Source organism: Rudaea sp., from assembly GCF_047601565.1.
Lineage (GTDB): Bacteria > Pseudomonadota > Gammaproteobacteria > Xanthomonadales > Rhodanobacteraceae > Rudaea.
In genome coordinates this window covers 1184523-1208400 of record NZ_JASGIY010000001.1, presented here as the reverse complement: position 1 = coordinate 1208400, position 23878 = coordinate 1184523, and the positions used below count along the sequence as shown (strand labels likewise).

Below are 23878 nucleotides of genomic sequence, written 5' to 3'. Positions count from 1 at the left end.
TGCGTCAAGCCGTCAGCGGATCAGGCGCGTGTCGACCAGATTCTTCACCACCGATGGATCGGCCAGGGTCGAGATGTCGCCGAGCTGGTCCGGCGCGTTCTCGGCGATCTTGCGCAGGATGCGGCGCATGATCTTGCCCGAGCGCGTCTTCGGCAGTCCCGGCGCCCACTGCAGATGGTCGGGTGTGGCGATCGGGCCGATCTCCTTGCGCACGTGCGCGATCAGTTCCTTACGCAGCGCGTCCGTGCCCTCGACGCCGGCCTTGAGCGTGACGTAGGCGTAGATGCCCTGGCCCTTGATGTCGTGCGGACAGCCGACCACGGCGGCTTCGGCCACGGCAGGATGGCCGACGAGCGCGCTCTCGACCTCGGCCGTGCCCATGCGATGGCCGGACACGTTGATCACGTCGTCGACGCGACCGGTGATCCAGTAGTAGCCGTCGGCGTCGCGGCGCGCGCCGTCGCCGGTGAAGTAGTTGCCCGGATAGGTCTTGAAGTAGGTGTCGATGAAGCGCTCGTGGTCGCCGTAGACGGTGCGCATCTGGCCCGGCCACGAGTCGGTCAGGATCAGATTGCCTTCGGTCTCGCCTTCGAGCACCGTGCCGTTGGCGTCGACGAGCGCGGGCTGCACGCCGAAGAACGGTTTCGTCGCCGACCCGGGTTTGGTCGCGATCGCGCCGGGCAGCGGCGTGATGAGGATGCCGCCCGTCTCGGTCTGCCACCAGGTGTCGACGATCGGGCAGCGGCCGTCGCCGACGACGTGGTAGTACCACTCCCAGGCCTCGGGATTGATCGGCTCGCCGACCGAGCCCAATAGCCGTAAAGACGTCCGTTGGGTTTTCTTGACCGGTGCCTCGCCCTCGCGCATCAGCGCGCGGATCGCGGTCGGTGCGGTGTAGAACAGCGTCACCCGATGCTTGTCGACGACCTGCCAGAAGCGCGACACGTCCGGATGGTTCGGAATGCCCTCGAACATCAGCGAGGTCGCGCCGTTCGCCAGCGGACCGTAGACGATGTAGCTGTGCCCGGTGACCCAGCCGACGTCGGCCGTGCACCAGTACACGTCGTCCTCGCGCAGGTCGAACACGCATTCGTGCGTGTAGCTCGCGAACACGCCGTAGCCGCCGGTCGTGTGCAGCACGCCTTTCGGTTTGCCGGTCGAGCCCGAGGTGTACAGGATGAACAGCGGATCCTCGGCGTTCATCGGCTCGGGCGGACACTCCGCGCTCTGCTCGGCGATCAGCGCGTCCCACCAGCGGTCGCGCGGCGCCTGCATGTTCACCGGGCCGCCGGTACGCTTGACCACGAGCACGGTCTCGACGCTGTTCGTACCCGGCTTCTTCAGCGCCTCGTCGACGTTGACCTTGAGCGGCACCTTCTTGCCGCCGCGCAGGCCCTCGTCGGCGGTGATGACGATCTTGGACGTGCAGTCGGCGATGCGCCCGGCGATCGAGTCGGGCGAGAAGCCGCCGAACACGATCGAGTGGATCGCGCCGATGCGCGCGCAGGCGAGCATCGCGACCGCAGCCTCGGGAATCATCGGCAGGTAGATCGTCACGCGATCGCCCTTCTTCACGCCGAGGTTCTTGAGCAGGTTCGCCGCGCGGCAGACCTGCTCGTGTAGTTCGCGATAGGTCACGCGTTTGGATTCGGACGGATCGTCGCCCTCCCAGAGAATCGCGGTTTTGTTGCCGCGCGTGGCAAGGTGGCGATCGAGGCAGTTTGCGGCGAGATTGAGCGTGCCGTCGTGGAACCAACGGATGTGCAGGTCCTTCGCGTCGAACGACACGTCCTTGACTTTGGTATAGGGCGTGATCCAGTCGAGACGCTTGCCGATGCGGCCCCAGAAACCTTCGGGGTCCTTTATCGATTCGGCGAATTCCTTCTCGTACTGGACGGCGCTGACGCGCGCCTTGGCCGCGAAGTCCGCGGGCACCGGATAATTCTTCGACATGACCTTGCCTACCTTTCAATCTGTTGCTTGGTGCGGATTGGCAAATTCGCCCCTTTTCGCGGACCGCGGAATCGGACCTTGGTCCAACTGACTGCATCTTTCTGTCGCAGCGATACTGCGACCCGTGATTCTGCGTTCGCGGGACGAGACGCCACAAGTCGTCCTTCGGGCCGCCGCGGAGTCGACGACCATCGGGGAGAAAGGGCTATGGCTACGACTATCCAGGGCAGTGCTGCACCACTGACGCGCGAACACGTGCGCGTGATCGGCGCATCGAGTCTCGGCACCGTGTTCGAGTGGTACGACTTTTATTTGTACGGTTCGCTCGGCGCGGTCATCGCGACGAACTTCTTCACCGGGTTCAATCCGACGACGCAGTTGATCTTCACCTGGCTTGCGTTCGCCGCGGGTTTCGCGGTGCGGCCGTTCGGGGCGCTGGTGTTCGGCCGTCTGGGCGATCTGATCGGCCGCAAGTACACCTTCCTGATCACGATCGTGATCATGGGCTTGTCGACCGCCCTGGTCGGATTCATCCCGGTCTACAAATCCATCGGCATGGCCGCGCCGATCATCCTGATTTCGCTGCGACTGCTGCAGGGGCTCGCGCTCGGCGGCGAATACGGCGGCGCGGCGACCTACGTGGCGGAACACGCTCCTCCCGGCAAGCGCGGCGTTTACACGAGTTGGATCCAGACGACGGCGACGCTGGGCCTGTTCCTGTCGCTGATCGTGCTGCTGGTCGTGCGCAACAGCATGAGCGCCGAAGCGTTCGCGGGCTGGGGCTGGCGCGTGCCGTTCTGGATTTCGATCGGCCTTCTGGTCATCTCGATCTACATCCGCATGCAGCTGCACGAATCGCCGCTGTTCCAGCAGATGAAGGCCGAGGGCAAGGGCTCGAAGTCGCCGATCATCGACAGCTTCGGCAACTGGGCGAACGGCAAGATCGTCCTGCTCGCGCTGCTCGGCGCGACCGCGGGCGAGGCGGTGGTCTGGTACGGCGGCCAGTTCTATGTGCGCGCGTTCCTGCTGTCCACGCTCAAGGTGGACTCGAATACGGCGGACATACTGGTCGCGCTCGCCCTGCTCGTCGGCTCGGTGTTCTTCGTCGTGTTCGGCGCGCTGTCCGACAGGATCGGCCGCAAAGGCATCGTGATGGCCGGTTGCCTGCTCGCGGCGCTGACCTATTTCCCGGTGTTCAAGGCGCTCACGCACTACGCCAATCCGGCGCTCGAAGCGGCGACCGCGGCCAATCCGATCACGGTCACGGCCGATCCGGCGAACTGTTCGCCGCAGTTCGATCCGGTCGGCGCGTCGAAGTTCACGAGTTCGTGCGACGTGCTCGTCGGCAAGATCGTCAAGGCCGGCGTGTCGTACACGAAAGAGGCCGCGCCCGCCGGCACGCTCGCGAGCGTGAAGATCGGCGGCGCCGAACCGATCGCGTCGTACGACGCCACCGCGCCCGACGCGAAGGAAAAAGGCGCCGAGTTCAACAAGCAGGTCGACGCCGCGCTGAAAGCCGCCGGCTACCCGGCCAAGGCCGACGATGCGTCGATCAACAAGCTCATGGTCTTCCTGCTGGTGCTGTATCTCGTGATCCTCGTGACGATGGTCTACGGCCCGATCGCGGCGTGGCTGGTCGAGCTCTTCCCGACGCGCATCCGCTACACCTCGATGAGCCTGCCCTACCACATCGGCAACGGCTGGTTCGGCGGCTTCCTGCCGGCGACCGCGTTCGCGCTGGTCGCCTCCAGCGGCAACCAGTACCAGGGCCTGTGGTATCCGGTCATTGTCGCCGCCGGCTGTTTCGTCATCGGCTCGTTGTTCCTGCCCGAAACGAAGGACGTCGACATCACGAAGTGATTCCATTCCCCGTTTTCGTCGCTGCGGCGACCGGGAAACAAAAAAGGCCGGAAGCATTTGCTTCCGGCCTTTTTCTTCAAGGGCAAAAACGGCGGCTACGCCTTTTTCACCAAGCGGATGATCAAGAGCAGGATGATCGCGCCGATTGCCGAGGTGATAATCTGGCCGATGATGCCGCCGCCGACCGAGAAGTTGAGAACGTGCGCGCACAGCCATCCGGCAATCAAACCGCCGAGAATGCCGACGATGATGTCGCCGATCAGGCCGAAGCCGCCGCCTTTCACCACGACACCGGCCAGCCAGCCGGCGATCGCACCCACGATCAGATAAATGAGGAATTCCATGCCGCACTCCTGGTAGCGATCGGTTGACCGCACGGCCATTGTGCGCTTCGCGACATGTTTGTCAAAGCGCGGTGCAATAAAATCAGGCGTCGCGATCGGAGCTGCCCGGTTCGGCCGCGGGTGCCGGCTTGCGCGGAACGGCGCCTGCCGATTTCGTCTGGTTCGCCTTCGCGCGCAACGCGCTGATTTCCGGATCGACGATCAGGGCGGTTTCCGGCTGCGCGGTCCGTGCAATGCGCGCCGCGGCGAGGGCAAGGCCGAAGCAGAGCAGCCCGCCACAGCCGAGGATCAGGCCGAGGCCCATCAGGGCGGGCGAGGTGGTCGTGAAGGCGATGGCGAGGCCGACGATCGCGGCAACGAGCAAGATCCAGCGCATGGCATTCCCTCCGATGCGGTGCATGCTGCCACAGGGCGTGTCGCCAAAGCGAGAGCCGAGGGGAGCAGCGGTGGCAATCGGGCGACCTGGCGCATTTTCCGATCATGGCGGATTCATCGGTCGGCCCTACAATACCCCCGTCGATGTCGTGACGCGCGGAGGCGATCATGGAACATCTGCAGCAAATCGCCCTGGCCGGCGGTCTGGCCTGGGCCAGCGGCATTCGTCTGTACGCGGCGATCTTCATCGTCGGCCTGCTCGGCCGCTTCGGCTACGTGCACCTGCCGAACGATCTCGTTCTGCTCGAACACAACTGGGTGCTCGGCGCTTCGGGCGTCATGCTCGTCGCCGAATTCCTCGCCGACAAGGTGCCCGGCTTCGATTCGATCTGGGATTCGATCCACACCTTCATCCGCATTCCGATCGGCGCACTGCTGGCCTGGGGCGCGATGGGCGACCAGGGGCCGGCGCTGCAGATGGCGGCCGGCATCCTCGGCGGCGCGATCGCGGGCGGCACGCATCTGGCCAAGGCCGGCACGCGCGCGGCGATCAACACCTCGCCCGAGCCGTTCACCAACTGGACGGCGAGTGCGGGCGAGGACGGCGTCTTGCTCGGCGGGCTGTGGCTGATGTTTGCGCATCCGGCCGCATTTCTCGTGTTGCTCGCTCTTTTCATCCTGCTGACGATCTGGCTGTTGCCGAAGGTGTTCCGGTATCTCGCGCGCATCTGGCGCAAGTTGACCGGCTCCGGCGAGCCGGCGCCTGCGGCACCCATGCGGCTGCCTTCGGCCTGATCACCCTTGCTTTTGGCACATGGCAAACGCCCGTCGCTTGCTATGCTGAGCGATCGTGTCCATCGATCCAGCAAGGTGCCGCCATGCCTGCCCGTTTGCCGAAATTCCTGTTCGCCGCCGCCGCGATGGCGGCGACGCTGATCGCCGCGCCGACCTGGGCCGACGACAACCCCAAGGGCGGGCAAAAGGAAGCCGCCGGCAAACCCGACGAAACCAAGCTGCCGCCCTTCCCCGCCGACAAGACGGTGAGGCAGACGACCACGATCGCGGGCAAGACGATCGCCTACGACGCCACCGTCGGCTCGCTGCCCGTGCTCGACGACAAGGGCAAGACCGTCGCCGACGTCATGTTCGTCGCCTACATCGTGCCCGGCAAGGACCGGCCGGTGACGTTCGCGCTCAACGGCGGCCCCGGCGCGTCGTCGGTGTATCTCAATCTCGGCGCGATCGGCCCCAAGCGCGTGCAGTTCGGCAGCGCGGGCGACAGCCCTTCGGATCCGGCCACGCCGATCGACAACGCCGGGAGCTGGCTCGATTTCACCGATCTCGTCTTCATCGACCCGGTCGGCACGGGCTTCAGCCGCTCGCGCGTCGACGAGGCCGAGGCGAAGAAGCGTTTTTACTCGACCGGGGCCGACATCGAATACCTTTCGCGCATCGTCTACGACTGGCTCGTGAAGAACGACCGGCTCATGTCGCGCAAATATCTCGTCGGCGAAAGCTACGGCGGTTTCCGCGGGCCGCGCATCACGCATTTCCTGCAGACCCGACTCGGCGTCGCGATGAACGGCGTGGTGCTGGTGTCGCCGTATCTCGAACCGAACGCCGAAAACAACGGCGACCTGTCGCCGCTACCGTGGATGCTGACCTTGCCGAGCATCAGCGCCGCCAATCTCGAACGCCAGGGCAAGCTGACCGATGCGGGAATGGCGCAGATCGTCGAATACACGCGCGGCGACTACGTGACCGACCTGCTCAAGGGCCGCTCCGACCCGCAAGCCGTGGAGCGCATCGTCAAGCGGGTGACGGAACTGTCGGGCCTCGATCCGGCCTTCGTGCGGCGCTCCGGCGGGCGTCTGGAAACCCAGGCCTACCTGCGCGAGGTCTACCGCAACGAGGGCAAACTCGGCAGCCGCTACGACTCCAACGTGACCGAGTGGGATCCGTTCCCGTTCGCGCCGCAGCAGCGCACCAACGATCCGTTGCTCGATTCCATCATCGCGCCGACGACGAGCGCGATGGTCGATTTCATCACGCGCACGGTCGGCTGGAAATACATGGGTCGCTACAACGCGCTCAGCTACGACGTCGGCCGCCTATGGAACGGCGAAGAGGAGACGAACAAGGGTTCGGTCACGCAATTGCGCCAGTCGGTCGCGATCGATTCGAAGCTGCGCGTGCTGATCGTGCATGGCTGGGACGACCTGTCGTGCCCGTTCATGGCGTCCAGGCTCATCGTCGACCAGATGCCGCTGATGGGCGATCCGAATCGTGTGCAGGTCAAGGAATATCCGGGTGGCCATATGTTCTACAGCCGCGGCGACAGCCAACAGGCGTTGCGCCGCGACGTGATGGCGATGTACGCGGTGCATTGACGCCGCCGTGCGCCGAGGGGGTGGCCGAATGCTGGTGATGTCCGTTGTGCCCCGCGGAGGATGTCGATGAAACATTTGATTCCGAAAGCCCTGCGCTCGCTGGCGTTCGCGTTGTGCGCTGTTGCCGCGTCGCCCGGCGCGCAAGCCGCAGGGAGCGCGGCCGACCTCGCGCCGACGCCGCAGATGGGCTTCAACAACTGGAACTCCACGCACTGCCGCACCGAGTTCAACGAAGCGATGATCCGCGGCATCGCCGACAAGTTCATCGAGCTCGGCCTCAAGGACGCCGGTTACACCTACGTCAACATCGACGACTGCTGGGCCGAGAGCGAACGCGACGCCGACGGCAATCTCGTCGTCGACGCCAAACGCTTTCCGCACGGGCTCAAGGCGCTCGCCGACTACATCCATTCCAAGGGCCTAAAATTCGGCGTCTACACCAGTGCCGGCGCGCATACGTGCGCAACGACCGAGGAAGGCGGTTTTCCGGGCGCGCTGCATCACGAGAAACAGGATGCCGCGTTGTTCGCCTCGTTCGGCGTCGACTATCTCAAGTACGACAACTGCAACAACGAGAACATCGATGCGCGCATCCGCTATCGGGCGATGGGCGAAGCCTTGCGCGCGACCGGCAGGCCGATCTTCTATTCGCTGTGCGAATGGGGCGAGAACAAGCCGTGGCTGTGGGGCGGCGAGCCGGTCGGCGCGCAGTCCTGGCGCACGACGGGCGACATCAGCGACAACTACAAATCGATGCTCGAGAACTACGAGCGCAACGTCGAGCTGGCCGGCAACGGCGGCCACGGCCGCTGGAACGATCCGGACATGCTCGAAGTCGGCAACGGCGGCATGAGCGATGCCGAGTACCGCAGCCACTTCAGCTTGTGGGCGATCATGGCCGCGCCGCTGCTGATCGGCACCGACCTGCGCACGATCAAGCCCGAAGCGCTGAAGATCCTGCTCAACAAGGAAGTGATCGCGGTCGACCAGGATGCGCTCGGCGAGCAAGGCTGGCGCGTGCGCCACGATGCCGCGACCGGCGTCGACGTGATCGTCAAGCCGCTCGGGGATGGCAGCCGCGCCGTGGTCGTGTTCAATTCCGGCGAGGCTGTGCGCGATGTCGCCGTCGCCGCGAAGGATCTGCGCCTGAAGCCGGGCAGTTACGTCGTGCGCGATTTGTGGCGGCACGGCGAGACCCGGGGCGACGGCGCGATCAAGATCAAGCTCGCGCCGCATGCCTCGGCGATGTACCGGATCAGCGCAGCGTGACGCACGCCGGAAAGCGGCCGTGCCGTTCTTCCGAATTCTTGAGCCTTTTTCGATGCCGGTGCTGAAAAGTATACAAATAGGCATAGTGGCCGCCGTTGCGTTGGCCGTCTCCCCGGCCGGCGCCGCGCCGGCTGCCGCAACGCCGGGCCTCGTCGTCGAACAAGGCCAATTCCTGCTCGACGGCAAACCCTTCCACATCGTCTCCGGTGAAATGCACTACCTGCGGATCCCGCGCGAGTACTGGCATGCGCGTTTGAAGATGGCCAAGGCGATGGGCCTCAACGCGGTCACCGCCTACGTCTTCTGGAACGTGCACGAGCGCAGTCCGGGCCATTACGATTTCGCCGGCCAGAACGACGTGGCCGCGTTCGTCCGCGCCGCGCAGGACGAAGGGCTCTACGTGATCCTGCGCCCCGGCCCTTACGTCTGCGCCGAGTGGGAATTCGGCGGTTTTCCGGCATGGCTGCTCAAGGACCGCACAACCGTCGTGCGCAGCCGCGATCCCAAGTACCTCGAACCCGCGATGCGCTGGCTGCACCGGCTCGGCCGAGAGCTCGAACCGCTGCAGTTCGCGCACGGCGGTCCGATCATCGCCGTGCAGGTCGAGAACGAGTACGGCAGCTTCGATTCCGATCGCGCCTACATGGAAGACGTGCGTCGCACCCTCGTCGCCGCCGGCTTCGATCGCAGCCTGCTCTATACCGCCGACGGCGGCGACCAGGTGGCGAAAGGTTCGTTGCCCGATCTTCCCACCGCGATCAATTTCGGCACGGGCGAGGCGCAAAAAGAATTCGCGAAACTGCGCGAATTGCGTCCGCACGGTCCGTTCCTCAGCGGCGAATACTGGGATGGTTGGTTCGACCATTGGGGCGAGCCGCACAACACCTCCGACGCAAAACAGGAGGCGGCGGAGATCGGCTGGATGCTCGGCCAGGGCTATTCGCTGAGTCTGTACATGTTCCACGGCGGCACCAGCTTCGGCTGGATGAACGGCGCGAACTGGGACGGCAAGCGCTACCAGCCCGACGTGACCAGCTACGACTACGACGTCGGCCTCGACGAAAGCGGCCGCCCCACGCCGAAATATTTCGCGTTCCGCGACGCGATCGCGAAAGCGACCGGCGTCGCGCCGCCCGCGGTACCGTCCATGCCGCCGCCGCAGACGATCGGCGCCGTCGCACTGCCCGAATCCGCGTCGCTCTGGGACAACCTGCCTGCGCCCGTCGTCTCGCGCGACGTGAAGACCATGGAGGATCTCGACCAGGCCTACGGCTACATTCTCTATCGCACCACGCTTGCGGGCGGCGGCGGCAAGCTGGCGCTCGACGGTCTGCACGACTATGCGCGCGTCTACGTCGACGGCGTGCTTGCCGGCACGCTCGATCGCCGTCTGGGTCAATCTTCCCTCGCGATCGAGACGCACCGCGGCAGCGTACTCGACATCCTCGTCGAGAACACCGGGCGGATCAATTTCGGCAAGCAGTTGCGCGGCGAGCGCAAGGGCATCACAGGCTCGGTCTCGCTGCGTGGCGTGCGGCTCGAGGGCTGGAAGATCTATCCGCTGCCGCTCGACGGCGTCGCCGACTATCGCTATGCGGACAAATCCTGCGCCGCCGCGCCGTGTTTCTACCGCGGCCGTTTCGAGGCGGCGAGGTCCGGCGATGCCGCCGCCGATACGTTTCTCGACACGGCGGGCTGGAACAAGGGTTTCGTCTGGCTCAACGGCCGCGCGCTCGGGCGCCACTGGAACATCGGCCCGCAGCGCACGCTGTATGTGCCGGGCGTATGGCTGAAGCCGCAAGGCAACGAGGTGATCGTGCTCGACCTGACCGGCGTCGAACGCGCGAACGTGACGCTGCGCGACAAACCCGTGCTCGACGTCGCGCCGCCGTCGCTGTCGCCGCATTAGCGCAGCATAGGCGTTCGCGGGCCGCGGCATCGACCGCCGTTTCGCAATCGGTGAGACGTTGCCGGCGCATACTCGTCCCATGCGCCGCGAACGCACTCCGGACTATGCGAACCGCCTCGACGTGCCGATGCGCATCAAGGGTCGCGGCGCGCCGTCGAATCCCGAAGGGCGCTTCGAGTCGCTCACGGCGACGCGCGAGGACGACGGCTGGGAGCGGGAAACGGAACCCGAACCGCGTCCCGAAACGACGGTGACCGAGGAGCGTGCGCGCACGATCATCAGCCACAACGAATCGCCGGACATCGCTTTCACCCATTCGATCAACGCCTACCGCGGCTGCGAACACGGCTGCATCTATTGCTACGCGCGACCGTCGCATAGCTACCTCAATCTTTCGCCGGGCATCGATTTCGAGACTAGGCTGTTCGCGAAGACCAACGCCGCCGAACAACTGCGCAAGGAGCTGGCGAAGCCGAACTACGTCTGCTCGCCGATCAACCTCGGCGCGAACACCGATCCGTACCAGCCGATCGAGCGGCGCTATCGCATCGTGCGCTCGATCATCGAAGTGCTGGCTGAACACCGGCACCCGTTCACGATCATCACCAAGAATGCGCTGGTCGAACGCGACATCGATCTGCTCACACCGCTCGCGCGCGACAACCTCGTGCACGTTTTCGTCTCGGTCACCTCGCTCGACAACCGTCTCGCCTCGACGCTGGAGCCGCGTGCGAGCGCGCCGCACCGGCGCCTGAAAGCGATCGAAACGCTCAACGCCGCGGGCGTGCCGTGCGGCGTCATGGTCGCCCCGATCATCCCGATGGTTACCGACAAATACCTTGAGAAGATTCTCGAATCTGCGGCGCAGGCCGGCGCGCCTGCGGCGGGCTACACGATCGTGCGCCTTCCCTACGAACTGAAGAATTTGTTCCGCGAATGGCTGGCGCTGCACGTACCCGAGCGTGCCGATCACGTGATGAGCCTGATCCGGCAGATGCGCGGCGGCCGCGACAACGATCCGAACTTCGGTTCGCGCATGCGCGGCGAAGGCGAGTTCGCCGAACTGATCCGACAGCGTTTCCAGCTCGCCTGCCGCAAATACGCCATCAGCCGCGGCCGACCGGTGCAGCTCGATACCAGCCTGTTCCGCGTGCCGCGCGCAGCATCGCCGCAGGGCGAACTGTTCTAGCGACGTGACCTAGTACGCCATCCCCCCAAACGGATCTTCGATCGAGGGACTCTGCGGCGTCAGCAGTTCCGCGCCGTTTTCCGTCACCACCAATTCGTCCTCAAGGCGCACGCCGAATTCGCCCTTGATGTACACGCCCGGCTCGTCGCTCAGGGTCATGCCCACCTTCAGCTTCGGCGCCAGGTCCCAGCCGAACATGTCGTTCTTCACGAAGTACGGCCACTCGTGTCCGTCCATGCCGATGCCGTGGCCGAGGCGGTGGGTGAAGTACGCGAATCCCGGGCCGTAGCCCGCGTCGACGATCACCTTGCGCGCAGCGGCGTCCACCTCGCCGGTCACGACACCCGGCCGCGCCGCTTTCAGGCCTGCCGTCTGCGCGGCCTTCACGATGTCGAACACCTTTTTCATCTTGTCGGTGGGTTTGCCGAGCACGAACGTGCGCGTGAGATCGGACTGGTAGCCCTCCACCAGGCAGCCGTCGTCCAGCATCAGGATCGAACCCTCGTGCAGCGTCTGCGGCTTGGCCGAGCCGTGCGGCAGCGCGGTGAACTCGTCGATGTTGAGCGAGGCCTCGCCCGGAAAACCCACGCGTTCGTAGGCCAACTGCACCAGCTTTTCCACGTCCGCGTTCGTCATGCCCTCGCGCACCGACTGCGCCACGGCGCGATAGACCATCAGCGTAGCCTTGCAGGCCAGGCGCATGCACTCCAGCTCGTGCGGCTCCTTGACCATGCGGCAGCCGGCTGTGACCGGCGTGGCGCTCACCAGTGTCAGGTGCGGATTCGCCGCGCGGATCGAATCGGCGAAAACGAACTTCGTGTTCTCGTCGATGCCGAGCCTGCCCGTGGCGATCCCGCGGTCGCGCAGCCCCTTGCCCACGAGCACGAACGGACTTTCATCCTCCTGCCACGTCAGTACCTCCGCGTCCTTGCCGAACGGTCCCGCGTCCAGCGTTTCCCTTGCGCGCCCTTCCTCGAACGCCGGCGTCACCACGAACGGTTTTCCTTTCGCCGGAATCACCAGTGCCCACAGCCGCTCGCTGCCGCCCATTCGCAAATTGGCGAAGTAAAGCCCGGACGTGCCGCTGGAGATGAGAATGGCGTCGATCCTGTTCGCGGCCATCAGCCGCTTCGCGCGTTCGATGCGCGCCAGCCGTTCCTCGTTCGTGAACGCACGGGCCTGTCCGGACAGCTTCGGCAGACGCTCGATCGCGGGATACGACGGCGAAGCCGCAGCCTCTGCGCGCGCGACAAAAGACTTCGAGATCAGGGCGGCTCCGGCCGTTGTCGTGAGTCCTGTGGAAAGAAAACGGCGACGAGTGAATTGCATGATTCCCCCGGAAGGATGTGTGGCTGAAATTTCAGGATATCGGTTTCGCGATACACGCGGCCGGCTGCATCGTGTTACGTCCGGCCGGATACGTCAATCACCGGACACGGCGCGTGCTCAGTTTTCGCCGTGGCGCATGATACGCTCGCGGAAATGACCACGGTCCACGATTACCTGCGCCGCATCCTCACCGCCCGCGTCTATGACGTCGCGCGCGAATCCGAACTCGACTTCGCGCCGAACCTGTCCGCGCGCACGGGCAATTGCGTATACCTCAAGCGCGAGGACAACCAGCCGGTGTTCTCGTTCAAGCTGCGCGGCGCGTACAACAAGATGGCGCAGCTTTCCGCCGAGCAACGCGCTCGCGGCGTGTTCGCAGCGTCGGCGGGAAACCATGCGCAAGGCGTCGCGCTCGCGGCGCGCAGGCTCGGCACGCGCGCCGTGATCGTGATGCCGGTGACGACGCCGCAGGTGAAGATCGACGCGGTGCGCGCGCACGGTGGCGATGCGGTCGAGATCGTGCTCGCGGGCGAGTCGTACAGCGACGCCTACGCGGCCGCGGTGAAGCTCGGCGCGGAGCGCGGGCTGACGCTCGTGCATCCGTTCGACGATGCCGACGTGATCGCGGGCCAGGGCACGGTCGCAATGGAAATCCTGCGCCAGCACCAGGGCCCGATCCACGCGATCTTCGTGCCGATCGGCGGCGGCGGTCTGATCGCGGGCGTCGCCGCCTACGTGAAAGCCGTTCGCCCGGAAATCAAAATCATCGGCGTGCAAACCGAGGATTCCGACGCGATGGCGCGTTCGCTCGAACAAGGCGCGCGCGTCGAACTGAGCGAGGTCGGCCTGTTCTCCGACGGCACCGCTGTCAAGTTCGTAGGCGAAGAAACCTTCCGCCTTTGCCGCGAACATGTCGACGAAGTGCTGCGCGTCGATACCGACGCGCTCTGCGCCGCAATCAAGGACGTGTTCGCCGACACGCGCAGCATGCTGGAGCCCGCCGGTGCGCTCGCCGTCGCCGGCCTGAAAAAGTATACCGAGCGCGAAAATCTGCGTGGCGAAACGCTGGTCGCGATCGCCAGCGGCGCCAACCTCAATTTCGACCGCCTGCGCTTCGTCGCCGAACGCGCCGAAGTCGGCGAGGCGCGCGAAGCGCTGTTCGCGATAACCATCCCCGAGGAGCGGGGCAGTTTCCGCCGCTTCTGTGCGCTGCTCGGCGCGCGCAGCATCACCGAATTCAATTACCGTATCGGCGACACGAAACGTGCGCGCCTGTTCGTCGGCGTGCAGATCCGCGACCGCGACGAGCCCGCACGCATCGCCACGGCTTTCGCCAGCGGCGGCTTCGACGTGCTCGACCTCACCCACGATGAACTCGCCAAACTGCATCTGCGCTACATGATCGGCGGTCGCGGCGACCTTGCCGTCGACGAGCTGCTTTACCGCTTCGATTTCCCCGAACGCCCCGGCGCGCTCGCGCGCTTCCTCGACGCGCTCGACCCGGCCTGGAACATCAGCCTGTTCCACTATCGCAACCACGGCGCCGACTACGGCCGCATCCTGGTCGGCATCCAGGTGCCGCCGGGCGATCGCGCCGCGTTCGCCGATTTCCTCTCGAGGTTGGGTTACGCCTATCGCGACGAGAGCGCGAATCCGGCATATCGGCTGTTGCTGCGCGGCCCCGCGGACTAAGCCGAGACTTGCGTTACGACCCCGGCGCCAGCCACCCCAGCACGTCGACGACGATATCGGTCGTTCCGGCGGAGTTGAACAGGCTGACCTTGCCGTTGCTGCCGATCGCGGCGACCACGAGATTCGGGCGCGTCTGCCCCGGAGTGAAGTTGAGGTTCGAGGCGTTCGGTTGCGAGAAACCCGAAGGCCAGACCGTAACGAAGCCGGTCCCGCTCGGCGAAACCGCGGTGACGTTCAACACGACCGCCGCCACGCCGCTCGCAGGCACGCCACCGCGGCCGCTGACGTCGAGATCGAGTACGCCCTGGGCGCGGATCGCGCCGCCGCCGGCGAATTTGCCGTCCACCGTGCCGGCGCCCGCGCGCGTGTCGAGCAACCGTGCCGGCGTGAGCGAAGTCAACTCGGCGCCGCTCGGAAACCAGCCGGCGACGTCGGCGATCAGTTGGGTATTGCCGGCGGAGTTGAACAGCGATATCTCGCCATTCGTTCCGACGCCGGTGATGACGAGATTCGGCACGGTCTGCGCGGGCGTGAAGTTGAGGTTGGAAGCGAGCGGTTGCGCTTGGCCGCCCGGCCATGCCGTGATGAAGCCGCTGGCGGTGGGGCCGGTCGCGGTGAGGTTCATGATCACTCCGGCGATGCCGCTGGCGGGCAAGCCGCCACGCCCAGTGACTTTGAGGTCGAGTTTGCGGCCGCCGCCCAACGCACCGGCGCCGGCAAACTGGCCATCGACGGTCGCCGATCCGGGGCGCGTATCGAGGACGCGTGCGGGAACGAGTGCCGTCACCTGCGAGGCAGCGTCGAAATACCACGCGTTATCGGCGATCAGGTCGGTCGTACCCGTTGAATTGAACAGCGACACCTTGCCGCCGGTGCCGAGCTTGGCGAGCACGAGGTTGGGCACCGTCTGCCCGGCGGCGAAGTTGAGGTTGGACGCAAGCGGCCGAACGGTCCCGGTCAGCCACGCGGTGACGAAACCGGTTGCGGTCGTGTTGGTCGCGGTCAGGTTGAGCATGACCGCGGTCGCACCGCTCGCGAGCACGCCGCCGCGCCCTGCGACGAGCAGGTCGAGCGTCGATGCCGCGCCTAGCGCACCGCCGCCGGCGAACTGGCCGTCGATGGTGGCATAGCCCGCGCGCGTATCGAGGATGCGCGCCGGAAACGTCGGCAGCGGCGCGGCGCCGAAATTGTTGCGCACGCATTCCGCCGTTTCGCTGCTGTTGTCGTAGGCGATCACCGTGCCCAGCGGCATCACCTCGAAATTGCCCAGGGCCACGCCGAACAGCGAATGCGAGCCGAGATTGATGTTGGCGTCGCTCCACTTGTGCGCGCTGAACATGCCGTCGTCGGCGGTCAACGGAACCGAGCCGCCGTCGGACAGGAACATTCCGTACTTCTGCAGCGTGCGCAGGATGACCTGCGCGGCCGGGCTGTAGGCGGAGATGTCGAAGGTCGCTTGCAGGCGCAGGCGCGCGCCGTACGGAATCGCGTCGGGCGACGACGAACTCGGCGCGCCGTTGTGGCTGGCCGGATGGACGTAGGCGCCGCGGCGCATGCGGCTGTTCGGCATCACGAAACGGATCGCATGGCCGAGGTCGCCGCCGGCTTGCATCGCGGCGTAGACCTCGTCGGGACCGAAGATCAGCGGCGCCATCGGAAAGCCCGCCGCATCCGCGCTCGTGCAGCCGTCGCCGCGGCCGTTCTGCGGATAGACGAGGTCGAGCCGCCATTTCACGAGACATAGCGAATGCAGGCCGCCCGCGTCCACCGTCGTCTGGTAGGATTCGTACAGCGCGTTGCCGTCGACGACGAACAGGTGGCAGTCGTTGTCGGCGATATCGCAGGTGTAGTTGCTCGAACCTTCGATCGCGCCCACCGCCGGCAGCGGCACGCTCAGGCCGGTGTCGCAGTCGGGCAGGTAGTAGCCCGATTCCTTGACCAGCGCCGTCGGCGTCACCGATTGCCCGGCGGTGTACAGCGTGTGCATCGAGAAATCGATCTGGAACTGCGTGGTCCCCGTTCCCCAGCCGACGCTGGCGGCGATCATCGTTGCCGAGTTCGGATCCGGAGACTGCGCGGAGATGTCCTGGTTCCAGATCGCGCCGGACGGGAAGCGCGGAGTGGCCTGCGCCGCCGTCGCAACGGCCCACGTCAGCAACAGCGCGTACAGCGGGCCGGGCGAATGTCGCATCGTTCGATTCCAGGAGGAATGATCGGTTGCCGCAAGACCCTGCTGCACGACTACCGGTCGTGACGCGGAACGGCAAGCCGCAGCATAGGCTGCGCGCGATTTCCGTTTTGTGCGCGAATCCGCATCCTATCCCGTCGCCGCCTCCGGGTTGCCGTAGAGGACTTCCGCGCTCTGGAACAGCACCCACGACGTCGCGATGTACTTGTGCCTGCCTTTCGGCTTGTTGCCGCGATGGGTATGCGTGAAACCCGCCGGCGCGATCAGCAGACTGCCGGTCTTCGGCACGATCTTGCGCCGCTGATGGTAGAACTCGGTTTCGCCTTCGTCGAAATCGTCGTTGAGATAGATCGTCCACAGCAGCGTGCGGCTCAGCGTGTCGGGCTTGCGCTCGGGGTAGACCTCGCAATGCCAGCGCGGATAACCGCCTTCGTCGGCGAGGTATTTCTGCACGTTGATCTTGCCGGGGCGGAACGCCTTCATCACGAGTGCGGTCAGGCGCGCGTCGTCGAGCGCGACGAGGCTGTCGGGATCGAGCAGGGTCGAGGTGCCGGTCCGCGGATCCTTCATGCGCAGCCAGACCGGTCCGAGAATCGTGTACGGGTACTTGCGCAGGTAGGCGAGCAGGCCGCGCAGCATGGCATTGTTGAGCGCGTTCTCGGGCTGCTTCCAGCGCGCGTCGTCCGAGATGCAGATGTCCCAGCTGTTCTTCATCGACGTTTCCACGCCGCCGCCCATCGCGCCGCGGTGGATATTGTCGCTGGCCTCGTAGGCGGCGATCAGCGCGCGGCATCGTTCGGCGGGCAGCGCGCCGGCGAAGACTTCGATGAAGTCGGGATGGTCCATCGGCGTTTTTCGTGTGGCTGGGAAGTCCATTCTAGCCCGACTGCGAGGCAAGGCTGCTGACAAAACGCTGGCAGCAGGGGGCGCGCAGGATGCGCGACGTGCAATTCCGCACGTCCTTTCCGGAGCAAGCCATGTTGAACCCCAACGTTCCCGCCTGGTTCGAGATCCCTGCCGAAAACCTCGACCGCGCGCAGAAGTTCTACGAGATCGTGCTGGCGCAACCGCTCGTCCGCCAGAACTTCGCCGGCAGCGACATCGCCATCCTGCGTGGTGGCGACAAGCCCAATTCGAGCGGCGCGCTGGTCATTGGCGAAGTGCAGCCGACCGTCCACGGCAGCATCGTCTACCTCGGCGTCGACAATCTCGCGCCGGTGCTCGACCGGGTGCAGAAGCACGGCGGCGATACATTGCTCCCGCGCACGGCGCTGCCGGCCGGCATGGGCTACTACGCGCAGTTCCGCGACTGCGAGGGCAATCGCGTGGGCCTCTGGTCGCCGGTCTGACCGGGTTTGCCGGGCGGCGCGGCGTATCATGCAGCGATGCGCCGTGCCGACCGCCTGTTCCTCATCATCCATGCCCTGCGCGGCCGGCGTACCGCATTGCCCGCGCGGCGTCTGGCGGAAACGCTCGGTGTTTCGCTGCGCACGGTCTATCGCGACGTGGTCGATCTGCAGACCTCGGGCGTGCCGATCGAGGGCGAGGCCGGCGTCGGCTACATCTTGCGCAAAGGCGCCGACATCCCGCCGCTGATGTTCACCGCCGACGAACTCGAATCGTTGGTCGTCGGCACGCGCTTCGTGCGCGCATTCGCCGGCGCGCGCCTCGCCCGCGGCGCGCAGGCCGCGCTGCTCAAGATCGAGGCGGTGCTGCCGCCGGAGCTGAAGCAGCGCAGCGAACGTTCGCGCATCTTCGCGCCGACCTGGCGCGAGCGGATGCAGCGCGCGAGCGTGATCGACCGGCTGCACGAAGCGGTGGTCGAACATCGCGTGCTGCGCCTGGACTATGCCGATGCGGCCAATCGCGTCAGTGCGCGCGAGGTCGAGCCGCTGTGCCTGGCGTTCTGGGGCGGCGCCTGGACGCTCGGCGCCTGGTGCCGGCTGCGCCGCGACTTCCGCAGTTTCCGTCCCGATCGCATCGCCGCGTTCGAGGCCACCGGCGAGGTTTTCACCGAGGTTCCCGAGCGCGGGCTCGAAGCGTATCTGAGCGCTGCGCGCGCCAATCCCGCCATGAAGGAGTAACCGTGTCCTCTTCGCAACGCACCGTCGATTTCATCCTGGATCAGATCGAAGGCGCCGGCAGTGTCGCGGCGCGAAGGATGTTCGGCGAATACGGCCTCTACTGCGACGGCCGCCTCGTCGCCCTCGTCTGCGACGATCGCCTGTTCGTCAAGCCGACCGGGGCGGGTCGCGGGTTTCTCGGCGAAGTGGAGCTGGCCCGGCCTTACCCGCAGGCGAAACCTTGGTATCTTATCGCCGAGGAGAAATGGGACGAGCGCGAATGGCTCGCCCGTTTGGTCGCGATCACGACGGCGCAGTTGCCACTGCCACTGCCACTGCCTGTGCCGGGATCGCCGCGCAAGCGGAAAGAAACGAAGAAATAGTCCGAACCGGAGCCTGCAATGAATCGATTTTTCGTCTCACTACTGTTCGCGGGAGTGCTCGTCGCGAGCGCCCATGCCGCGAGTACCGATACGAACTCTGCCGACCAGCAATTCGAAACCCTGTACAAGACCGAATGGAGCTGGCGCCAGCAGCAGTTTCCCGGTTACGACGACGAGGATCGCACATCGAGCGACAAGGACACGCGCCTGCCCGCCGTCAACGAAAAAGCGCAACAGGTGCGTCTTGCGTACTGGGACGACGTGTTGAAGAAACTCGCCGCGATCCGGCCTGCCGAGCTGTCGCCGGAGAACCGGATCAATTACGCGGTATACAAACCGCAGATCGAAGACCTCGCGGCCAGCATCCGCTTCCGCGATTACGAAATGCCGCTCAACAGCGACACGCAGTTCTGGACCGACATGCGCTTCATGGCCGACAGGCCGCTGAAGAGCGCCGCCGCGGCCCACGCATACATCGCGCGCCTCGACGACGTACCGCGCTACTTCGACGAGCAGATCGCGAACATGCGCGCCGGCATCAAGCGCGGATTCACCGTGCCGCGCGTCGTGCTCGAAGGCCGCGACGTCTCCATCACCACGTTCACCGACGTGAAGACGCCCGAGGACAGCGACTTCTACAAGCCGTTCGCGAAGTTGCCCTCGTCCATTCCGGCCGACGAACAGGCCGCGCTGCGCGCCGATTGCGCTAGGGCGATCCGCGACAAGGTGCTGCCGTCCTACGCGAAGCTGCTCAAGTTCTACCGCGGGGAATACGTGCCGCATGCGCGCACGACGCTCGCGGCCGAGGCGTTGCCCGACGGCAAGGCGTTCTATCGCCAGCAGATCAAGGAATATACGACGCTCGACCTCGATCCGGACGCGATCCACGAGATCGGCCTGAAGGAAGTCGCGCGCATCGACGCCGAAATGCAGGCAACGATGCGCGCGACCGGTTTCAAGGGCGATTTCCCGGCCTTCCTCCACTTCCTGCGCACCGACCCGCAGTTCTACGCGAAGACGCCGGAGGAGCTGTTGATGCGCGCGTCATGGATCGCCAAGCGCGTCGACGCGAAGATCGGCGACTACATCAAGACGCTGCCGCGCGGTCGCTTCGGCATCGAACCCGTGCCGGCTGCGCTTGCGCCGTTCTGGACCGCGGGCCGCGGCGGCGCGTCGACGTACTGGCTCAACACTTACGACCTGCCCTCGCGCCCGCTGTACAACCTCACCGCGCTGACCCTGCACGAATCCTCGCCGGGCCACTCGCTGCAGGGCGCGCTCACCCGCGAGGCGAAGGCGCAGCCGGACTTCCGTAGCCACAGCTACATCTCCGCCTACGGCGAAGGCTGGGCGCTGTATTGCGAAAAGCTCGGCAAGGAAATGGGCATCTACCTCACGCCCTACGACGACTTCGGCCGCGAGAGCTACGAGATGTGGCGCGCCGCACGCCTGGTCATCGACACCGGTATCCACCACAAGGGCTGGACGCGGCAGCAGGCGATCGATTACCTCGCCGGCCACACCGCGCTGTCGCAGCACGAGGTCGAAACCGAAGTGGAGCGCTACATTTCCTGGCCGGGCCAGGCGCTGAGCTACAAGCTCGGCGAAATCAAGATCGTCGAGTTGCGCGCGCGTGCGGAAAAGGAACTGGGCGACAAGTTCGACATCGGTGCGTTCCACGACGCCGTGCTCGCGACCGGCTCGGTACCGCTGCCGGTGCTCGAACAGCAAATCGACGCGTTCATCGCGCAGAGCAAGAAGGAAAAAACGTCGACCGGGAAATAACGCGCCGGCCGTACGGGGTCGAGTGGGACAACGAGGCTTTCCGCGTGAAGAATTCCATAATTCCCTGCGGATCGATTTGCTAGCATCGTCGCATTCCTGCCTTCCGCGCAGGTCACCGAACATCAACTGGGAAACTGGGGCGTGCCATGAGTGGATTGGGCTGCTGTCTGTGGTGGTTCGTTTTCGGCGTGCTTGTGGGCTGGCTGCTGAACTGGCTGTTCTCCAAACTGTTCGGCAAGCATCCTCCCGCGCAGGGTACCGCTTCCGCCGGCAGCCATGCGGCTTCGACGGTGCGCGTGGCGGCGACGCCGTCGTCGGCTCCGGTTTCGTCGTCCGGCGCCAGGCTGGTCGATCTCGATGCGGCGCGGCGCGCCGGATTCGACCTGCGCGGTGCGGACGATCTCGCCATTATCGACGGCATCGGCCCGAAGATCGAGGAACTGTTCCGCGGACACGGCGTGACCACGTTCGCGCAGGTCGCAGCGATGAGCGTACCGCAGTTGCAGGCGATCCTCGACGCGGGCGGCCCCCACTTCAAGCTCGCCAATCCGGCCACCTGGGCGCAGCAGGCGCAATTGATCCTCGACAACAAGTGGGGCGACCTGCGCAAGCTGCACGACGACCTTGCCGCGATCGAAAAAGCCGGCAATCCGAACCATCACCGCTGAAACCCGAGGAGAGCGCACATGTCCGGTTATCTCGACTGGCCGCGCTATTCACGGGCCACGTGGATCGTCGCTGCCATACTGATCGTCTTGCTGCTGCTGTTGTGGTGGGTCGGGCGCGGGCCCGACGCGGGCGCGTGCTGCGGTCGCACCGTCGCCGTGGCGCCGCCGCCAGCGGCCGCGCCGACCGCACCGGTCAAATCCGCCGGCAGGCTCGACCTCGTCTCGCGGGGCGACAAGATCACCCTCGCCGGCATCGTGCCCGACCAGGCGGCGCACGACTCCCTTCTCGCCGCGGCGACCGTTGCGTACGGCGCGGGCAACGTGGTCGACCGTCTGACGATCGACGCGAGCGCGCCGCAATGGGCCTGCCTGTCCAAACCCGAAGGTCTGTTCGGCTGGCTCAAGTACGGTTTCCGCAGCGCCCTGACCTGCCGTTCCGACGGCGTAGTCGTGGCCGGTGTCGTGCCCGACCAGGCCGCGCACGATGCACGCCTCGAGGCGGCGCGCGAGTTGTACGGCGCCGACACCAACCTGATCGATCGGATCGTCATCGCCGCGCCGCTCGCGACGACCGTGGCCAAGGCCGAAGACGTGAAATGCGGCGGCTCGATCGCAGCGACGATCAATTTCGCCAGCGGTTCGGCCGAGATCGACGAAGCGGGCAAGAAACTGCTCGATGCGATCGCGTCGTGCCTGACCGGCCCGTACGAAATCGACGGCCACACCGATTCGAGCGGCGACGACGAGATCAACCTGCCGCTGTCGAAACAGCGTGCCGATGCGGTGCGCGACTACCTCGCCGGCAAGGGCGTCGATGCGGCCAACCTGACCACGGAGGGCTTCGGCGCCGAGCGTCCGATCGCCGACAACGCGACTGAGGAAGGCCGGGCGAAGAACCGCCGCATCGAGTTCATCAAGAAGTAAGCACGGTACGGCGGAAACAGGACGACGGCGCGGATGGTTCCCGCGCCGTCGTCTTTTGGAAAACGGGTTTTCAGCGATGGATCGCCGCGTCGGCGACGACGATGCCGTCCGCGTCGGCGTACAGCCACGCACCCGGGCGGAAGCGCACGCCGGCGAATTCCACCATGCGCCCGGCCGCGCCGGAATGCAGGCCCTTCTCGCTCTTGCGCGGATGCGCGGCGAGCGCCTTGACGCCGACGTCCTGCGCGGCGAGTTCGGCCGTGTCGCGCACGCAGCCGTTGACGACGATGCCGGCCCAGCCGTTCTTCACCGCGAGTTCGCCGAGCAGGCCGCCGACCAGCGCGCAGCGCAGCGAGCCGCCGCCGTCGACGACGAGCACGCGGCCCGCGCCCGGCGTTTCCAGCGTCGCGCGCACGAGCGCGTTGTCCTCGAACACCTTCACCGTCGCGATTGGACCATGGAACGCCGTGCGGCCGCCGTAGTCGCGGAACTGCGGCGCACAGACCTGCGCTTCGGGGTGCGCATCGGAAAGATCGGTCGTGGCCGGATTCGCCGCAACCATCAGACGTCCCCGTCCTGAAGCCAGCCTTCGCCCGTGCCGTGCTGGTAGACCTTGTCGCCTTCGAGCACGCTGCCGGCCGGAATCGACGGTTGCGCGGCGAGTTCGGCGTAGTACGGCGTGAAGTCCGGTTCGGTCGCGCGCATGAGCTGTTCGAAGCTGTCGATGACGAAATACGTCTTCTGGTACGTGTCGATGCGGTAGCGCGTGCGCATGATGCGATGCAGGTCGAAGCCGATGCGGTTCGGCGCCGCCGATTCGAGGCAGTGGATCGACTCGCCCTTGGACGAGACGATGCCGGAGCCGTAGATGCGCAGGCCGTCGTCCTGCCGGATCAGGCCGAACTCGACCGTGTACCAGTACAGGCGCGTGAGGTTGACGAGCGCCTCGGCACCGAGCCCGTGCGCCTTCACCCCGCCCGCGCCGTAGGCCTGCATGTAGTCGGCGAACATCGGATTCAGCAGCAGCGGCACGTGGCCGAACAGGTCGTGGAACAGGTCGGGTTCGCTGATGTAGTCGATCTGGTCGGGACGGCGGATCCACCACGTCACCGGGAAGCGCCGGTTGGCGAGATGGTCGAAGAAGGTCAGCTCCGGCAGCAAACCTTCGACGCCGATCAACTCCCAGCCCGTGCCGGCTTTGAGCACGCGGTTCAACTCGTCGAACTTCGGGATCGCGTGCGGCGTCATGCCGAAGCGCTGCTGGTTGTCGATGAACTCGCGGCAGGCGCGGCTGACGAGCACCTCGCGCTGGCGTTCGAACAGCGCGGCCCAAGTGGCGTGGTCGTCGCTGCTGTAGCCGGCCCACGGCTGCTCGACCACGGCCGTCGTGTAGACGGGCACGTTGCCCTTGTCGGTCTGCAGATGTTCGACGCGGCGAGGCTGGGCGGTCATGGCGGCGCTCTGGGCGAATTGGTTTCCAATGTTACTACTTCTCTCGCGGCCGAGACGAAAACGCGCGGCCGCGCGCGCAAGTCTCGCGCGCTGCGACCGCAATCC

At 65.8% G+C, this 23878-nt stretch carries 21 protein-coding genes; 13 read left to right on the top strand and 8 right to left on the bottom strand.

Translation table 11 applies throughout. The features are described 5' to 3' along the window. Positions 1 to 12 precede the first annotated feature (12 nt). Positions 13 to 1953 carry an acetate--CoA ligase gene (gene acs, locus QM741_RS05165; RefSeq protein ID WP_415206663.1) on the bottom strand — a complete coding sequence of 647 codons (1941 nt, stop codon included), beginning with the start codon at positions 1951 to 1953 and terminating at the stop codon, positions 13 to 15. A 207-nt stretch (positions 1954 to 2160) separates the two neighbouring features. On the opposite strand from acs, the gene QM741_RS05160 reads away from it, so the two are divergent. After that, positions 2161 to 3813 carry an MFS transporter gene (locus tag QM741_RS05160; protein WP_415206662.1) on the top strand — a complete coding sequence of 551 codons (1653 nt, stop codon included), beginning with the start codon at positions 2161 to 2163 and terminating at the stop codon, positions 3811 to 3813. Positions 3814 to 3908: 95 nt separating this feature from the next. On the opposite strand, the gene QM741_RS05155 is transcribed toward QM741_RS05160, so the two are convergent. Next, entirely contained in the window at positions 3909 to 4157 is a 249-nt protein-coding gene (locus QM741_RS05155; protein WP_415206661.1) for a GlsB/YeaQ/YmgE family stress response membrane protein, read from the bottom strand. Between the two features lie 82 nt (positions 4158 to 4239). Next, positions 4240 to 4533 carry a hypothetical protein gene (locus tag QM741_RS05150; RefSeq protein WP_415206660.1) on the bottom strand — a complete coding sequence of 98 codons (294 nt, stop codon included), beginning with the start codon at positions 4531 to 4533 and terminating at the stop codon, positions 4240 to 4242. Between the two features lie 167 nt (positions 4534 to 4700). Here QM741_RS05150 and QM741_RS05145 point away from each other — a divergent pair, with 167 nt between their 5' ends. From QM741_RS05145 to QM741_RS05125, 5 genes are all read left to right on the top strand, one after another. Next, positions 4701 to 5327 (top strand): DUF4126 domain-containing protein, encoded by a 627-nt coding sequence (locus tag QM741_RS05145; protein ID WP_415206659.1) that lies wholly within the window; start codon positions 4701 to 4703, stop codon positions 5325 to 5327. Positions 5328 to 5410: 83 nt separating this feature from the next. Continuing rightward, positions 5411 to 6922: a S10 family peptidase gene (locus tag QM741_RS05140; protein ID WP_415206658.1), complete on the top strand. Its 1512-nt coding sequence runs from the start codon at positions 5411 to 5413 to the stop codon at positions 6920 to 6922. Between the two features lie 66 nt (positions 6923 to 6988). Then, positions 6989 to 8191, top strand: coding sequence for a glycoside hydrolase family 27 protein (locus tag QM741_RS05135; protein ID WP_415206657.1), 1203 nt, complete (start codon positions 6989 to 6991; stop codon positions 8189 to 8191). A 58-nt stretch (positions 8192 to 8249) separates the two neighbouring features. Then, positions 8250 to 10100, top strand: a complete 1851-nt coding sequence (locus QM741_RS05130) for a glycoside hydrolase family 35 protein (protein ID WP_415209079.1) — start codon at positions 8250 to 8252, stop codon at positions 10098 to 10100. Positions 10101 to 10179: 79 nt separating this feature from the next. Beyond that, a complete protein-coding gene (locus QM741_RS05125) occupies positions 10180 to 11289 on the top strand; it encodes a PA0069 family radical SAM protein (RefSeq protein WP_415206656.1) in 1110 nt (369 codons plus the stop codon). Positions 11290 to 11298: 9 nt separating this feature from the next. Here QM741_RS05125 and QM741_RS05120 read toward each other — a convergent pair whose 3' ends face one another. Next, positions 11299 to 12618: a M24 family metallopeptidase gene (locus QM741_RS05120; RefSeq protein WP_415206655.1), complete on the bottom strand. Its 1320-nt coding sequence runs from the start codon at positions 12616 to 12618 to the stop codon at positions 11299 to 11301. Between the two features lie 129 nt (positions 12619 to 12747). Here QM741_RS05120 and ilvA point away from each other — a divergent pair, with 129 nt between their 5' ends. Continuing rightward, positions 12748 to 14310 (top strand): threonine ammonia-lyase, biosynthetic, encoded by a 1563-nt coding sequence (gene ilvA / locus QM741_RS05115; RefSeq protein ID WP_415206654.1) that lies wholly within the window; start codon positions 12748 to 12750, stop codon positions 14308 to 14310. Positions 14311 to 14323: 13 nt separating this feature from the next. On the opposite strand, the gene QM741_RS05110 is transcribed toward ilvA, so the two are convergent. Both QM741_RS05110 and QM741_RS05105 read right to left on the bottom strand, forming a co-directional pair. Then, the gene (locus tag QM741_RS05110) at positions 14324 to 16501 is read right to left on the bottom strand and encodes a hypothetical protein (RefSeq protein WP_415206653.1); all 2178 of its coding nucleotides are present in this window, start codon (positions 16499 to 16501) and stop codon (positions 14324 to 14326) included. Positions 16502 to 16627: 126 nt separating this feature from the next. After that, on the bottom strand, positions 16628 to 17344 hold the full coding sequence (locus QM741_RS05105) for a 2OG-Fe(II) oxygenase (RefSeq protein ID WP_415206652.1): 717 nt from the start codon (positions 17342 to 17344) through the stop codon (positions 16628 to 16630). 131 nt (positions 17345 to 17475) lie between these two features. Here QM741_RS05105 and QM741_RS05100 point away from each other — a divergent pair, with 131 nt between their 5' ends. From QM741_RS05100 to QM741_RS05075, 6 genes are all read left to right on the top strand, one after another. Beyond that, positions 17476 to 17847 carry a VOC family protein gene (locus QM741_RS05100; RefSeq protein ID WP_415206651.1) on the top strand — a complete coding sequence of 124 codons (372 nt, stop codon included), beginning with the start codon at positions 17476 to 17478 and terminating at the stop codon, positions 17845 to 17847. 36 nt (positions 17848 to 17883) lie between these two features. Continuing rightward, positions 17884 to 18582 carry a helix-turn-helix transcriptional regulator gene (locus QM741_RS05095; protein WP_415206650.1) on the top strand — a complete coding sequence of 233 codons (699 nt, stop codon included), beginning with the start codon at positions 17884 to 17886 and terminating at the stop codon, positions 18580 to 18582. A gap of 2 nt (positions 18583 to 18584) precedes the next feature. Next, on the top strand, positions 18585 to 18944 hold the full coding sequence (locus tag QM741_RS05090) for a TfoX/Sxy family protein (RefSeq protein ID WP_415206649.1): 360 nt from the start codon (positions 18585 to 18587) through the stop codon (positions 18942 to 18944). 18 nt (positions 18945 to 18962) lie between these two features. Beyond that, complete coding sequence (locus QM741_RS05085; RefSeq protein WP_415206648.1) at positions 18963 to 20729, top strand: DUF885 domain-containing protein; 1767 nt, start codon at positions 18963 to 18965, stop codon at positions 20727 to 20729. 146 nt (positions 20730 to 20875) lie between these two features. After that, positions 20876 to 21397, top strand: coding sequence for a hypothetical protein (locus QM741_RS05080; protein ID WP_415206647.1), 522 nt, complete (start codon positions 20876 to 20878; stop codon positions 21395 to 21397). Positions 21398 to 21415: 18 nt separating this feature from the next. Then, positions 21416 to 22321, top strand: coding sequence for an OmpA family protein (locus tag QM741_RS05075; RefSeq protein ID WP_415206646.1), 906 nt, complete (start codon positions 21416 to 21418; stop codon positions 22319 to 22321). Positions 22322 to 22391: 70 nt separating this feature from the next. On the opposite strand, the gene rraA is transcribed toward QM741_RS05075, so the two are convergent. Both rraA and phhA read right to left on the bottom strand, forming a co-directional pair. Next, positions 22392 to 22883: a ribonuclease E activity regulator RraA gene (rraA, locus tag QM741_RS05070; RefSeq protein ID WP_415206645.1), complete on the bottom strand. Its 492-nt coding sequence runs from the start codon at positions 22881 to 22883 to the stop codon at positions 22392 to 22394. Beyond that, positions 22883 to 23773: a phenylalanine 4-monooxygenase gene (gene phhA / locus QM741_RS05065; RefSeq protein ID WP_415206644.1), complete on the bottom strand. Its 891-nt coding sequence runs from the start codon at positions 23771 to 23773 to the stop codon at positions 22883 to 22885. Before phhA ends, rraA begins: the two co-directional genes overlap by 1 nt. Between the last annotated feature and the right edge of the window lie 105 nt (positions 23774 to 23878).

Bases quoted from the DNA above. Each gene is read 5' to 3' on its own strand.
- acs (WP_415206663.1), bottom strand. From the start codon at position 1,953: ATGTCGAAGAATTATCCGGTGCCCGCGGACTTCGCGGCCAAGGCGCGC.
- QM741_RS05160 (WP_415206662.1), top strand. From the start codon at position 2,161: ATGGCTACGACTATCCAGGGCAGTGCTGCACCACTGACGCGCGAACAC.
- QM741_RS05155 (WP_415206661.1), bottom strand. From the start codon at position 4,157: ATGGAATTCCTCATTTATCTGATCGTGGGTGCGATCGCCGGCTGGCTG.
- QM741_RS05150 (WP_415206660.1), bottom strand. From the start codon at position 4,533: ATGCGCTGGATCTTGCTCGTTGCCGCGATCGTCGGCCTCGCCATCGCC.
- QM741_RS05145 (WP_415206659.1), top strand. From the start codon at position 4,701: ATGGAACATCTGCAGCAAATCGCCCTGGCCGGCGGTCTGGCCTGGGCC.
- QM741_RS05140 (WP_415206658.1), top strand. From the start codon at position 5,411: ATGCCTGCCCGTTTGCCGAAATTCCTGTTCGCCGCCGCCGCGATGGCG.
- QM741_RS05135 (WP_415206657.1), top strand. From the start codon at position 6,989: ATGAAACATTTGATTCCGAAAGCCCTGCGCTCGCTGGCGTTCGCGTTG.
- QM741_RS05125 (WP_415206656.1), top strand. From the start codon at position 10,180: ATGCGCCGCGAACGCACTCCGGACTATGCGAACCGCCTCGACGTGCCG.
- QM741_RS05120 (WP_415206655.1), bottom strand. From the start codon at position 12,618: ATGCAATTCACTCGTCGCCGTTTTCTTTCCACAGGACTCACGACAACG.
- QM741_RS05110 (WP_415206653.1), bottom strand. From the start codon at position 16,501: ATGCGACATTCGCCCGGCCCGCTGTACGCGCTGTTGCTGACGTGGGCC.
- QM741_RS05105 (WP_415206652.1), bottom strand. From the start codon at position 17,344: ATGGACCATCCCGACTTCATCGAAGTCTTCGCCGGCGCGCTGCCCGCC.
- QM741_RS05100 (WP_415206651.1), top strand. From the start codon at position 17,476: ATGTTGAACCCCAACGTTCCCGCCTGGTTCGAGATCCCTGCCGAAAAC.
- QM741_RS05095 (WP_415206650.1), top strand. From the start codon at position 17,884: ATGCGCCGTGCCGACCGCCTGTTCCTCATCATCCATGCCCTGCGCGGC.
- QM741_RS05085 (WP_415206648.1), top strand. From the start codon at position 18,963: ATGAATCGATTTTTCGTCTCACTACTGTTCGCGGGAGTGCTCGTCGCG.
- QM741_RS05080 (WP_415206647.1), top strand. From the start codon at position 20,876: ATGAGTGGATTGGGCTGCTGTCTGTGGTGGTTCGTTTTCGGCGTGCTT.
- QM741_RS05075 (WP_415206646.1), top strand. From the start codon at position 21,416: ATGTCCGGTTATCTCGACTGGCCGCGCTATTCACGGGCCACGTGGATC.
- rraA (WP_415206645.1), bottom strand. From the start codon at position 22,883: ATGGTTGCGGCGAATCCGGCCACGACCGATCTTTCCGATGCGCACCCC.
- phhA (WP_415206644.1), bottom strand. From the start codon at position 23,773: ATGACCGCCCAGCCTCGCCGCGTCGAACATCTGCAGACCGACAAGGGC.